Source organism: Psychrobacter sp. 1U2 (assembly GCF_051847575.1).
In genome coordinates, this window is the sequence record NZ_JBPYDC010001461.1 from 1 (window position 1) to 596 (window position 596).

Here is a 596-nt window from a genome sequence, read left to right on the forward strand (position 1 = left end):
GCCTGTTGCTGTATTGGTGTTTGGCATGGGAAGAGAGTCTATTGGTGCCACTCACTCAATTGCTCGTGAGCCTAATATTGCGCTAATTGCTGATAAGTATGGACTTCAGAGCGCTGAAGGTATCGGCGTAATGGGTGTCTATGTGATGGGTACTTTATTTGGAGCAATTTATTTTTCACTTATGGCAGGGGTCATTGCCTCTTTAGACATTCTAGATATACGTGCTTTAGCAATGGCTTGTGGTATCGGTAGTGGTAGTATGATGGGTGCCTGTTCAGCAGCGCTAGCAGAGACTGTTCCAGCGCAAGAGGAGACCATTACTGCCTTTGCCGCGACTTCTAATTTGCTTACCTATGCTACAGGATTATTTGTCAGCTTATTCATAGCGCTACCAGCCGCTGAGTTTTTATACAAAGTTACCAGTAAATTCAGAAAAAATAATGGCGCTGATATCAGTAAAGCCATGGATTTTGGTTTGCAAGAGCAGTCTATCTTATCAATATGGCAGTCAGTATTATTATTGGTCGCTATATGCGGTGTGCTATTATTGAGTAATTGGGTGGGACAAGGTTTTAATCCGATTGCTGCGCTACCTG

1 protein-coding gene is annotated in these 596 nt (G+C 43.3%); it reads left to right on the top strand.

The window, feature by feature from the left end:
• Nucleotides 1-596, top strand: a 596-nt coding sequence (locus ACS8FD_RS22640) for a DUF3100 domain-containing protein (RefSeq protein ID WP_439277513.1), incomplete at both ends; no start/stop codon positions are given.